Here is a 12,916-nt window from a genome sequence, read left to right on the forward strand (position 1 = left end):
TTTGATTTCAGCGCCTGCGGGGTTTAAACTTGGTCCAGAGGACATATATTATGAGTTCAATTGTCAAAGACCTGACGGATATTCAGGGAAAAAAACATATCGTAACGTCGATTGAATACGACACGCCAAGTGAAGCCAGCCAGGATGAAGTGTTCTCGACGGTCCGTGAAATTCTTGCTGACAACTTGGACGCCTTCTCCAAGATCACATTCGATCTGGTAGACGGCGGAGAGAAAGTCCGCGTCGAAGTAACGGAAAACAGAAAATAAACAGGAAATGCAAAAGCACCTTCGGGTGCTTTTTTCATTTGAAAGAATAAAAACATTTCACATAGTTTCAAAAGGATTTGGCCCTTTCTTCGAAGATTTCAGGAAAATCCTCAATCGCTTGTAATCCATGCCGAATCCCGTATTATGTGAAATTAGTGTCCGTTTCTCTCAATCGGAAAACCGGATTTTACGCGAAGGTAAAATCGGAATCCGCTTTTAAAACGGTTTTGGAAAGAGAAAACGGAACCGAAAACACAAAACGAAAAACCTTTTTACGGGCAAGCTGCCAAAGACGGTTTACGCGGATGCAGCAGGCCGTAAAAAATTGAATGAGGAAAGAAGCAGAATCGGAAAGGAAAAAGGATTATGTGGATTTTTACTGGAATTCTCGCTTATATCCTGTTCTGGCTCGCCTGCATTGTTTTCTATACGATCTATTACCTGACGCAGGTCATTCAGGTGACCAGCTTCTCCCAGGTGCTGTATACGCTGAACGCGGGTGCAGAAGGAGCGCAGGGAACAATCGGGGCGGCTGTAGCGGGATTTTTTGAACAGAACTGGCTGCTGCTGATCATCGGTACGCTCGTTTTTGGAGTGTACATGTATTTCTGCATCAAGCGCATCCGCTTAAAGAAAAAAGGCCGCAGGCTGTTTGCGGATAAAAAATGGAATCTGGCGTTCAACCTGTCTTCGGTTGCGGCGATTGTGATCTGTGCCGCGCTGGCGATCAGCGGCGTCTTTACCGGACTCGATGCGGTCGGCTACGAAGAATATGTCAAGAACGCCAACCGCGTCAGCGAACTGTATGAAGACCATTTCGTACAGCCAGACGACGTCAAGCTGACGTTCCCCGAAAAGAAGCGCAACGTGATCCATATTGTTATGGAATCCATGGAAAGCACGTACGCCAGCCGCGAAAACGGCGGGGGATATGAGGAAGACCTCATTCCGAACCTGACAGCGCTCCAGCAGGAAGGCGAAAACTTTGCTGCAGCGGACAATCCGGACGTACAGGGCGCCTATGTGACCAACAACTCCGGCTGGACAATTGCCGGACTCGTTGCGCAGAGCGCGGGCGTACCACTGAATGTCGGCAACCAGGCGTTCGTTCACAATCTGGACTCGGATGTGCAGTTCATGCCGAATCTGACGGCGATGGGCGACATTCTGAAAGAAAACGGCTATAAAAACTACTTCATGTGCGGTTCGGAAGGCGCCTATGCCGGACGGACCAACTACTATAAGCAGCACGGCGATTACGAAGTTCTCGACTACGATGAAGCCATCCGCGAAAAGAAGATTCCTTCCGATTACCGCGTATGGTGGGGCTTTGAAGACGAGAAGCTCTTTGACTGGGCCAAGGCAGAACTGGATACGATTTCGAAAAACGAGGAACCGTTCAACTTCACCATGCTCACGGCCGACACGCATTTCGTAGACGGCTACAAGTGCAAGGACTGCACGGACGAATTTGACGAGCAGTACAAAAACGTCATTCACTGCTCGGACCGCAAAGTCGGCGCCTTCATCGACTGGCTCAAGGAACAGCCGTTTTACGAAAATACCACGATCATCCTCTCGGGCGACCATCTGAGCATGGATGGATCGGTCGGTCCGAACATTCCTTCGGACTATTCGCGCAAGGCGTACTTCACCGTGCTCAACGGCCCGGAATATACGCTGAATCAGACGCGTGAATACTGCACGCTCGATATTTTCCCGACCATTATCGAAGCGATGGGCATCGATATCGAAGGCCATCGTCTCGGTCTGGGAACAAGCCTGTATGCAAACGAACAGACGCTGATCGAAAACCTTGGTCTGCTGGCGTTCAATGCGGAACTTGCTTCCAAGTCGGATTACTACAACAACGTCATCATGAGCGGCGACCAGACCAACGGCGGCAATCAGAAAGACGACACGCCGAAAAACGAAATGGTTGAACAGCCGGACGGCAACTTCTATGAAGAAAATGCGGATCAGTTCAAGGATCCGGACTACTACTATCCGCCTGCTGTCAACAACAACATTTACGTACCTCCAGTTGTAACCCCGCCATCCGATCCCGGATATGCCCCGGACCCGGGCGGAAATGATCCCGGAAACAACAGTTCAGGACAAGCTCCAAATCTGCCTCCAGCTGAGCCGCCTGTCAATCCCGGAGACAATACGGGCGACGATTCGCAGGGCGGATCGACCACACCTCCCGGCGGAGGCGATACGGGCGGATCGACCACACCTCCCGGCGGAGGAGACACAGGCGGAACAACCCCGCCTGGCGGAGGAGACCAGGGCGGAACCGTCACGCCTCCTGGCGGCGGCGATCAGGGGACAGTGACGCCTCCTGTGGAACAGCCAGCGCCTCCGGCAAGCGATGCCATCCAGAGCGCACCGCAGGAATCTGCAGTTCCTTTGCAGGCTTAGATTTGCAAAACAGGAAACAGAGTCCTGCTGCCTATCGCTGAAAAATACGTCCGCCTTAAGAAAACGAATGAACGATGCCTTCTTCATCCCAGAAACGATGAAGAAGGCATTTTTTAATGGCAGCGATTCGGTTTGGCGCAGGGGAATCTAAGCCGCTGGCGGGAAGATCGCGGACTATGGACGTTTTTCTCACTCTTTTTGGACAGGATTGAACAAGAACCGAAACGATTTTGATTTTAAAAATCGGCTTGCCTAGAATGGATAAATACAAATCGCTCTTCTGGTAAAGCCGAATTTATTGTCTTTTTAATGAAACCGGTTACAGAGAGCAGGAGAAATGTAACAAAATGGAAATAAACACAAGTTTTGGAAACTTGTTACATTTTCTTCACCACCGAAAATTTCGGTGTGATATAACAAACCTAATCGAAAAAAAGGAAGGTTCATCATGAAAAAAAGCGGTGCGGAAATCATCGTAGAAAGCCTGCTCGAACAGGGCGTGGATACCGTTTTCGGCTATCCGGGCGGACAGGTTATTGACCTCTATGATGCTTTATATGCCTATCAGGATCGTCTTAAGCACGTGCTGTGTTCGCATGAGCAGCATGCCTGTCATGCGGCAGACGGCTATTTCCGGGCAACCGGAAAAGTCGGTACGGTCATTGCGACATCCGGTCCGGGCGCGACCAACCTGGTGACCGGAATCGCGACAGCCTATCTGGATTCCGTTCCTCTGGTGGCCATTACCGGAAACGTATCCACGAATCTGATCGGGCGCGACTCCTTTCAGGAAGTAGACATTACCGGCGTGACTCTGCCGGTTACCAAACACAACTTTTTCGTCAACTCCATCGACGAGCTGGCACAGACCATTCATAAAGCGTTTGAAATTGCCAAGTCCGGCCGTCCGGGTCCGGTGCTGATCGACGTTCCCAAAGACGTTCAGCAGGGAATTACGGATTACGAGCCGCTTGGCTATTCCGAAAAAATGCCGGAAAAAACTGTCAACGAAAAACAGATGGCTGCTGCGGTGGAAATGATCAACGAAAGCCAGCGCCCCTATATTTATATTGGCGGCGGTTCGCTGGGCGCGGAAGTTTCCGATGAAATCATGCGTCTGGCCGAAAAGATCGATGCGCCGATCGGCTGCACGCTGATGGGGCTTTCCGCCGTAGCGACCGACCATCCCCGCTACCTCGGCATGGAAGGCATGCACGGCCACTACGCCTCGAGCATGGCGCAGAACGAATGCGATCTGATCATCGCGATCGGCTGCCGCTTCTCCGACCGGGCTACAGGCAACGTAAAGAAATACGCCAGACAGGCGAAAATCCTGCATCTCGATATTGATGCGGCAGAGCTCAATAAAAACGTAGCGGTAACGCTCGGCCTGGCCGGCGACATCCACGACGCGGTACAGCGACTGCTCGACGCGGTCAATCTGCAGACGCATCCCTCCTGGCATCAGCGCATAGCCGATCTGAAGCAGGCGGAACTGAATCAGCAGGAACAGCTCGCCAATCCGCATAAGCTGACGCCGCAGGCGCTGATTCACGAAGTGGCGCGCTATTGCGATGCCTCTACGCCGATTGCGACCGATGTCGGCCAGCATCAGATGTGGGTCGCTCAGTCCTTCCCGTTCCAGCAGCCGCGGACGTTTGTTTCCTCCGGCGGCCTGGGCACGATGGGCTTCGGTCTTGGCGCCGCGATCGGTGCTGCATTTGGTTCTGGCAAGCGCACGATTCTCTTTACTGGAGACGGCAGCTTCGGCATGAACCTGGGCGAACTCGCAACACTCAAGGCAACCGGCGCTCCAGTCGTTGTTGTCATTTTCAATAACAAGGTGCTCGGCATGGTCCGTCAGTGGCAGACTCTGTTCTATGGCGCCCATTACTCGAATACAAACCTGGAAGACCGCGAAAGCGACTTCGCGAAAATCGCGGAAGCGTTCGGCGTTCCGGGATTCCATATTGATACGCTTGAAGAAATGCCGGAAGTCATCGCCAAAGCCATGGCGAAGAGCGGCCCGGTCGTGATCGACGTCAAAATCGATCCGGATGAATTCGTACTTCCGATGCTTCCGCCTGGAGGCAGCATGGAGCAGATCATCACCCTGCGGGAGGAAATCTGATGGAAAAATTTGAAATCGCCTGCCTGGTCGACAACTACTCCGGCGTACTGACGCGCGTCGCCAGCATGTTTACCCGCCGCGGCTTCAACATCAACTCGCTGACCGTCGGCGCTACCGAAGATCCGGCGATCTCCCGCATTACGATCTCGGTCAACGGAGACGAGAAAATCCGCTCCCAGTGCATTAAGCAGCTGAGAAAGCTGTATTGCGTAAAAAACGTTAAGGAAATGGTTCCGGCCCAGCGCGTATCGCGCGAACTCGCGCTCATCAAGCTGCGCAACACCCCGGAAACCCGTCCGGAAATCGTCAGCGCGGTGGACATTTTCCGCTGCAAGATTATCGACTTCTCCCCCAACACCCTCTGCGTGGAAATTACCGGAGAATCGACAAAGATTGACGCGTTTCTCGAAATCGTCCGTCCCTACGGCATTCTCGAAATGTCCCGGACCGGCGTTGTGGCGCTTCAGAGAGGCTGCCACTACCTGTACGAAGACGATCTTGATGAATTCGCCTTCATGGAAACTGACCGCAAGGACCTGATCGGCTAGTCTTGGCCGAACGGAACTTTTGGCCGCTGCCCACGGGCAGCGAGATCTGCTCCATCCAGTTTTAAGGTTTGGAGCAGCCCGTAAATTTGAGGGAAAACTCCCAGGAAAGGACATACGATCTACATGGAAAACAGAATTTTTTATGAACAGGACTGCGATGTAAACCGTCTGAAAGGCAAGAAGATCGCAATCATCGGCTACGGCTCTCAGGGTCATGCGCATGCGCTCAACCTCAGAGACTCCGGCGCAGACGTTGTGATCGGCCTGTATGAAGGCAGCCGCTCCGCGAAAAAAGCCAAGGAACAGGGCTTCGAAGTTCTGCCGGTTGCTGAAGCTGCAAAAGCGGCCGACATCATCATGATTCTGATCCCGGATGAAAAGCAGAAAGACGTGTATCGTACAGAAATCGCGCCAAACCTCACAGCCGGCAAGACACTCGCCTTTGCCCACGGCTTCAACATCCACTTCGGACAGATCGTTCCGCCTGCGGACGTTAACGTCATCATGGTCGCTCCAAAAGGACCTGGCCACACCGTTCGTTCTGAATACGAAGCCGGAAAAGGCGTTCCTTCTCTGATCGCTGTAGAACAGGATGCAACCGGCGACGCGCTTGAACTCGGTCTGGCGTATGCAGCTGGAATCGGTGCTTCCCGTGCGGGCGTTCTGGAAACGACTTTCCGTACTGAAACCGAAACCGACCTCTTTGGCGAACAGGCCGTGCTCTGCGGCGGCGTTGTCGCTCTGATGCAGGCTGGTTTTGAAACTCTCGTGGAAGCGGGATACGACCCAAGAAACGCCTACTTCGAATGCATTCACGAAATGAAGCTGATCGTTGACCTGATCTACCAGTCTGGTTTCGAAGGCATGCGCTACTCCATTTCCAATACCGCTGAATACGGCGACTACATCACCGGCGAAAAGATCATCACCGAAGATACAAAGAAAGCCATGAAACAGATCCTCAAGGACATCCAGGACGGTACGTTCGCAAAAGACTTCCTGCTCGACATGTCCGATGCAGGCGGCCAGGCGCACTTCCGCGCAATGCGAAAGAGAGCCAAAGAGCATCCAAGCTCCAAAGTCGGCGAAGAAATCCGCGCTCTGTATTCCTGGGCTGACGAAGACAAACTCGTCAACAACTAATGGAATTGCCTCGTGCAACCGAAAAAAGGCCCGTTTGACGGGCCTTTTGATTCATCGCACAAAACGACAGACTGACGGAAAGAGGACCAGATCGTACCCGGTCCGAACCATCCGCGCTGAAGAATTCAGAATACATATATTCGATATATATAATGGAGAGTATAACGAATTCAAATAAAGGAGATCAGGCCATGGATTGTCCGTCCAGTAAAGAAGCCCGTTCGCTCAAAGCACACGGGATCACCAATCGTATCCATTCTGCAGAGAAAAACAAAGCCATCTGCAGCCGCAAAAAACAAAACGCATGGCTCGCCTCGAGTCTTGCCGCCTGCCTGACACTTGGTGCCAGCGGAACATTTAACGCGCCTGCAGGCACAGGAACCGGAAGAAGCGGAAGTCCATAGGAGTGACGTACCTGCAGATGGAGTCGGAATCTCGCTTTCGTCCGCGCAGAAGGTTCGGCGCATCGATATGACGCACTCCGGAAAAACGGTCGAAGAGTGGGTCGCCCTGTATGACGGGAAAGATCCGCTGTCTTTAGGCATTCTTGGATTTCTGCTGACGCGTCCGGAAAAAGAAGCGGCGGCTGTACTGATTTACGGCCTGGAAAACGGCATCGGCGATTTGCACGATTCCCGCGATGCCATGTCTATCGCTCATTTTCGACAGGCTCTGGACTATATCGATCAGTGCAACGCGCTGCGCCGTCAGGAAAATCAGCCGGAACTGAGCGTTTCGCTGACGATGATGGCCGTCGCCATGGTGCAGATCGACTATTCCTCCAACAGTCTCGATCATTCCCGAATATTTGATGTCGGGGAAAACCTGTACTGGGGCGGGTCCACCGGCACACCCTTTGGCAGCGGAAGCAATCCGTTTGACTACTGGTACACCCGTGAAAAACCAGAGCGGGGAAGCCATTATCGCAATATCGTCGATCCGCGCTATGTACTGACCGGTTTCGCCATTGCGCAAAACGGCAAAAATCCAGGACCGCTCTTTGGACAGGTGTTCTTTTTCCAGGATGCGGCGGAAACGATGTATACGACCGACGAACTGCGCGGCGCCCTCAACGAATACGAACAGAAGGCGCTGGAAGGAACGTGGGAACCCCAGCCAGGCGATGGCAATCAGAACATGTACCGGCTGTACAACCCGAACTCCGGCGAGCACTTTTATACCGCCGATCGAAACGAGCGAAACAGCCTGATTCGCTTTGGCTGGCGCTATGAAGGCATCGGCTGGATCGCGCCGTATACCGGCAGCGCGGTTTATCGTCTGTACAACCCGAATGTCGGCGACCATCACTACACCCTGAAGGAAACGGAAAAAGACTTTCTGGTCAGCCAGGGCTGGACGGAGGAAAAAATCGGCTGGTATTCCAATACCGATCAGGCCAGCGCTCTGCCGCTGTATAGGGCGTATAACCCGAACGCGAAAACCGGCGCGCACAACTTTACCGTCAGCGCCGCGGAACAGAAATTTCTGACCGAAAACGGCTGGAAGGGTGAAGGCGTTGCCTGGTACGGCGTAAAACTCCGCAAATAAAGCAGGCGGATAGGCGCTAGGAAAAATGCAGATCATGGTCCGATGAAGACAATCATCCGATACAGTGATCCAATCCATAAGAAGAAAAGAACAGTCGAGGCCAACAGAATATCGGCCTTTGACTGAAGAATACGAAAGAGAAAAGAGATTTACCTAAGAGAAAAAAGAGGAAGGTTCCCAGATCCGCTTCCGGATTTGCGGGGCCAAAGGAGTACGCAATGAAAAGCGATGAAATGAAGAAGGGGTTTGATAAAGCCCCGCAGCGAAGTCTGCTGCACGCACTGGGTCTTACCCAGGAAGAAATCGACCGTCCAATTGTCGGAATCGTCTCGAGCTACAACGAGATCGTTCCCGGCCACATGAATCTCGACAAAATTACCGAAGCGGTCAAAACCGGCGTGGCGATGGCTGGCGGAACACCCATCGTTTTTCCGGCGATTGCGGTGTGTGACGGAATTGCGATGGGCCATAACGGCATGCGCTATTCTCTGGTCACCCGCGATCTGATTGCGGATTCCACGGAAGCCATGGCGCTCGCCCACGCGTTTGACGCTCTGGTCATGATCCCAAACTGCGACAAAAACGTTCCCGGTCTGCTCATGGCAGCCGCCCGTCTGAATCTGCCGACCATTTTCGTTTCCGGCGGACCGATGCTCGCCGGCCGCATCGACAAGCACAAAACGTCGCTTTCCAGCATGTTTGAAGCCGTCGGTGCCTACAAAGCCGGAAAAATCGATGAAGCCAAACTCGATGAATACGAAAAGAACACCTGCCCGTCCTGCGGTTCCTGCTCCGGCATGTATACCGCCAACTCGCACAACTGCCTGAGCGAAGTGCTGGGCATGGCTCTGCCGGGCAACGGTACTATTCCGGCTGTGTATTCCAAGCGCATTGAACTCGCGAAGCACGCGGGCATGCAGGTTATGGAACTGTTCCGCAAGGATATCCGTCCGCGCGATATTCTCACCGAAAAAGCGTTCAAAAACGCACTGACTGCCGATATGGCGCTTGGCTGCTCGACGAACTCGATGCTCCATCTGCCGGCGATCGCGCACGAATGCGGCATCAAAATCGATCTCGACAGCGTCAACGAAATTTCGGAACATACGCCAAACCTCTGCCACCTCGCTCCAGCCGGTCCGACGTACATGGAAGATCTCAATGAAGCGGGCGGCGTGTACGCGGTATTAAAGGAACTCGAAGATGCCGGTCTGCTGGAAACCGATCTGATGACTGTAACCGGCAAGACGATGCATGAAAATCTGGCCAATGCCAAAAACCTGGACGAAACCGTCATTCGTCCGATCGACAATCCGTATACGAAAACGGGCGGTCTGGCCGTCCTCAAAGGCAACCTGGCGCCCAACGGCTGCGTCGTAAAACGTTCCGCCGTCGCTCCGGAAATGTTAGTGCACACCGGACCGGCCAACGTTTTTGAATCGGAAGAAGAATGCATTGCCGGCATTTTCGGCGGCAAAGTCAAACCGGGCGACGTCGTTGTCATCCGCAACGAAGGTCCGGCTGGCGGTCCCGGCATGCGGGAAATGTTATCGCCGACCTCGGCCATTGCCGGCATGGGTCTCGATAAGGAAGTCGCTCTCATTACCGACGGCCGCTTCTCCGGAGCCACTCGCGGCGCTTCGATCGGTCACGTTTCGCCAGAAGCCTGCAAAGGCGGTCTGATCGGCTACGTATGCAACGGGGATCTGATTTCCATCAACATTCCGGAATATTCCATTGAAATGCTCGTGGACGACGAAGAAATCGAACGCCGCAAAAAAGAAATGCCCGCAAAAGAACCGCGCAAGGTCGAAGGCTATCTCAAGCGCTATGCCGCTCAGGTGCACGGCGCGGATGAAGGAGCGGTTCTTTCATGAGCCGCAGCGTAAATCTCGATTTGCTTTACGATCGGATTTGCGGTCTGGCGGTGTTTCGCAATTTGTACGAAGACGAAGTGTTCAAGGCGTTTGCGGATATGATTCAGGACCATTCGCATTTTTCCAGCAGTCTGAACCAGTACGCAGCCCGCTTTGCGGGTCTGCTCTACATGCAGGAAAATCCCAGCTGGCCGGACTATCTGCGCGATCTGGTCTGCCGCACGTCGACCTGTCTGTCCCGATGGCATCTCGCCGGTCAGCCCAAAAATGAGCTGATTTTCAATCAGGCGATGTATGAACTGGATGCACTGAGCGAAGCCAGCCGGCTTTCCAGCCGGGATCTCGGCCTGCAAAGCGAAATGTGGAACTGCAAGGCGCAGGATCTGAAAACGGAGTATCTGGAAAGTCTGGAAACGATGAAAACCCGCGGCACGGGCCTGTTCGCCCAGTATTCAATGTTCCGGCTGGCCAGCGAAGACAAAGTCCGTCTGATTCCGGTACGCAGCGGCGATCCGGTCACGTTCGACCAGCTGTACGGCTACGAAGACCAGCACGCCAGACTGATCGAAAACACGATGGCGCTTCTGAAAAATCTGCCCAGTTCCAACCTGTTGCTTTACGGCGACGCGGGAACGGGCAAATCCGCCAGCATCAAGGCGGTGCTCAATCGGTTTAAAACCGAGGGTCTGCGGCTGGTGGAAATCGGCCGGGGACAGCTCGATCTGCTTCCCGATCTGCTCGATACCCTGGCTGAAGAGCCGCTGAAATTCATTATCTATATCGATGATCTGTCCTTTGGCGAAAACGACGACTCCTTCGCGGCGCTTAAAGCCGTGCTAGAAGGCAGCGTCTGCGCCCGCAGTGCAAATGTGGTTATTTATGCCACCAGCAACCGCCGCCATCTCGTCAAGGAAAGCGTGTCGGCCCGTACCGGGGACGACGTGCACCGCCGGGATACGCTGCAGGAAACGCTCTCGCTTTCTCAGCGCTTTGGACAGTGTCTCTTTTTTGAAAAACCCGATAACCGCAGCTTCTTTGAAATTGTCGATGCGGTTTTAGAAGAATACGGCCTGCACGCAGCCGACCCCAGGGCCATTCATGAACAGGCTTCGGCCTTTGCGCTTGCGCAGGGCGGCCGATCGGCCAGAGCGGCAAGACAGTTTGCCGCGCATCTGGCAGCAAAGGAAGGACTGAACGAAGATGTTAACGCTTGAAAAGATTTACCAGGCCCGTTATGTCCTCAAGGACATCGCCCGTCAGACGGACCTTATCCCCGCTGCCAAGATTAAAAGCGGCTGCAATGTATTTCTGAAAACCGAAAACCTGCAGAAAACCGGCTCGTTCAAGCTGCGCGGCGCCAGCTTTAAGATTTCTCAGCTTTCGGAAGAAGAAAAAGCGCACGGCGTCATCGCCTGCTCCGCGGGCAACCATGCCCAGGGCGTAGCGCTCGCCGCCCAGGCCTGCGGCATTCCCGCCATCATCTGTCTGCCGGAAGGCGCCCCGATTTCCAAAGTTGAAGCGACCCGCAGCTATGGCGCGCAGGTCGTTCTCGTTCCGGGCGTATATGATGATGCGTATGCGGAAGCCCTGCGTCTGCGCGACGAAATGGGCTATACGTTCATTCATCCGTTCGACGATGAACTCGTCATCGCCGGTCAGGGAACGATCGGTCTCGAAATTCTCGATCAGATCGATGATCTTGACGCGGTTGTAGTTCCCGTTGGCGGCGGCGGGCTGATTTCCGGTGTCGCCTACGCCATCAAAACCTTGCGCCCAGACGTTAAAGTGTACGGCGTACAGGCCGAAGGCGCGCCAAGCATGGCGGCGTCTCTGGAAGAAGAGCGCATCGTCTGCCTCGATAAAGTCCGTACCGTCGCCGACGGCATCCAGGTAAAAGAACCTGGCGAACACACGTTCGATCTTTGCCGCAAGTATGTTGATGAAATTGTCACGGTTAACGACGATGAAGTCGCGACCGCCATTCTGAAGCTGATCGAAACGCAGAAGCTCATCACCGAAGGCGCCGGCGCCGTATCGGTAGCCGCGGTCATGTTCGACAAAATCCCGACCGAAGGCAAGAACATTGTCTGCATCCTCTCGGGGGGCAACATCGACGTAACCATTCTTTCGAAAGTCATTGAACGCGGTCTTCTCACGTCCGGCCGCAGCGCGACTCTGGCGATTCAGCTTTCCGACCGTCCAGGTCAGCTGGCCAAAGTCTCCGCGCTGCTCGCTTCCTTAGGGGCCAATGTGGACAGCGTCTTCTATGAAAAAGCGAGCGAAGGCGCATCGATTACCGACTGCGTTTTGCGCATCAATATTGAAACCCGCGACCAGGACCATATCGATCTGGTCGAGAAAACGCTGATCGAAGAAGGCTTCCAGCTCCTTTAAAGAGAGCAAAGAGCCTGAACTTCGATCTGGAAAGGACCTTTATGAAACAGATTTCTACACCGAACGCTCCAGCGGCCATCGGGCCATACTGTCAGGCGGCTGTCGTAAACGGCCTCGTATTTACGTCCGGACAGATTCCGATCAATCCGGCAACCGGCGCCGTCGAAGCTGTGACCATTGAAGAGCAGACCGAACAGGTCATGAAAAATCTGACCGCCGTTCTCGAAGCAGCCGGAACCAGCCCGAAAAAGGCTGTGAAGACCACCTGCTTCCTGGCCAATATCGAAGACTTTGCGGCCTTCAACGCCGTGTACGCGAACACTTTTACCGAAAAGCCGGCACGCAGCTGCGTAGCCGTCAAGGATCTGCCCAAAGGCGTTCTCGTTGAAGTGGAAGTAATTGCCGAACTGTAATTCCAGCCAAACTGCAACTGCAGAAAACGCAGAAAATTGACGGAAAAAGCCAGAAGCGATGATTCGATCCAGAAGATCAGCAATCATCGCTTTTTCATATGGAATGGAGGACTTGAAACGTAAGCGTCAAATAAAAGACGGGTATTTTCTCGACCGCCTCCTTGGGATA

Annotated in this window: 11 protein-coding genes; all 11 read left to right on the forward strand. The window is 53.7% G+C overall.

The annotated features are described in order from the left end of the window. Window positions 1-50 precede the first annotated feature (50 nt). The 11 genes from Q2J39_RS01950 (at window position 51) to Q2J39_RS02000 (ending at window position 12,747) form a co-directional block, all read left to right on the forward strand. A complete protein-coding gene (locus tag Q2J39_RS01950; RefSeq protein ID WP_230268002.1) occupies window positions 51-269 on the forward strand; it encodes a hypothetical protein in 219 nt (72 codons plus the stop codon). Window positions 270-635: 366 nt separating this feature from the next. Further along, complete coding sequence (locus tag Q2J39_RS01955) at window positions 636-2,693, forward strand: sulfatase-like hydrolase/transferase (RefSeq protein ID WP_288338980.1); 2,058 nt, start codon at window positions 636-638, stop codon at window positions 2,691-2,693. A 448-nt stretch (window positions 2,694-3,141) separates the two neighbouring features. Continuing rightward, window positions 3,142-4,824, forward strand: a complete 1,683-nt coding sequence (gene ilvB, locus Q2J39_RS01960) for a biosynthetic-type acetolactate synthase large subunit (RefSeq protein WP_230268000.1) — start codon at window positions 3,142-3,144, stop codon at window positions 4,822-4,824. Then, complete coding sequence (gene ilvN / locus Q2J39_RS01965) at window positions 4,824-5,372, forward strand: acetolactate synthase small subunit (RefSeq protein ID WP_230267999.1); 549 nt, start codon at window positions 4,824-4,826, stop codon at window positions 5,370-5,372. Before ilvB ends, ilvN begins: the two co-directional genes overlap by 1 nt. Window positions 5,373-5,495: 123 nt before the next feature. Next, a complete protein-coding gene (gene ilvC / locus Q2J39_RS01970; protein ID WP_230267998.1) occupies window positions 5,496-6,515 on the forward strand; it encodes a ketol-acid reductoisomerase in 1,020 nt (339 codons plus the stop codon). A 191-nt stretch (window positions 6,516-6,706) separates the two neighbouring features. Continuing rightward, a complete protein-coding gene (locus tag Q2J39_RS01975; RefSeq protein ID WP_288338979.1) occupies window positions 6,707-6,919 on the forward strand; it encodes a hypothetical protein in 213 nt (70 codons plus the stop codon). Between the two features lie 67 nt (window positions 6,920-6,986). Continuing rightward, the gene (locus tag Q2J39_RS01980; protein WP_288338978.1) at window positions 6,987-8,063 is read left to right on the forward strand and encodes a CAP domain-containing protein; all 1,077 of its coding nucleotides are present in this window, start codon (window positions 6,987-6,989) and stop codon (window positions 8,061-8,063) included. A 218-nt stretch (window positions 8,064-8,281) separates the two neighbouring features. Further along, window positions 8,282-9,940: a dihydroxy-acid dehydratase gene (gene ilvD / locus Q2J39_RS01985; RefSeq protein ID WP_288338977.1), complete on the forward strand. Its 1,659-nt coding sequence runs from the start codon at window positions 8,282-8,284 to the stop codon at window positions 9,938-9,940. Further along, entirely contained in the window at window positions 9,937-11,154 is a 1,218-nt protein-coding gene (locus Q2J39_RS01990) for an ATP-binding protein (protein WP_288338976.1), read from the forward strand. Before ilvD ends, Q2J39_RS01990 begins: the two co-directional genes overlap by 4 nt. After that, window positions 11,141-12,334 (forward strand): threonine ammonia-lyase, encoded by a 1,194-nt coding sequence (gene ilvA / locus Q2J39_RS01995; RefSeq protein WP_230267994.1) that lies wholly within the window; start codon window positions 11,141-11,143, stop codon window positions 12,332-12,334. The genes Q2J39_RS01990 and ilvA overlap by 14 nt, the downstream gene beginning before the upstream one ends. Window positions 12,335-12,375: 41 nt before the next feature. Then, complete coding sequence (locus Q2J39_RS02000; RefSeq protein WP_230267993.1) at window positions 12,376-12,747, forward strand: Rid family detoxifying hydrolase; 372 nt, start codon at window positions 12,376-12,378, stop codon at window positions 12,745-12,747. The last annotated feature ends 169 nt before the right edge of the window (window positions 12,748-12,916 follow it).

This window comes from uncultured Allobaculum sp. (genome assembly GCF_948576815.1).
GTDB classification, from domain to species: domain Bacteria; phylum Bacillota_I; class Bacilli_A; order Erysipelotrichales; family Erysipelotrichaceae; genus Allobaculum; species Allobaculum fili.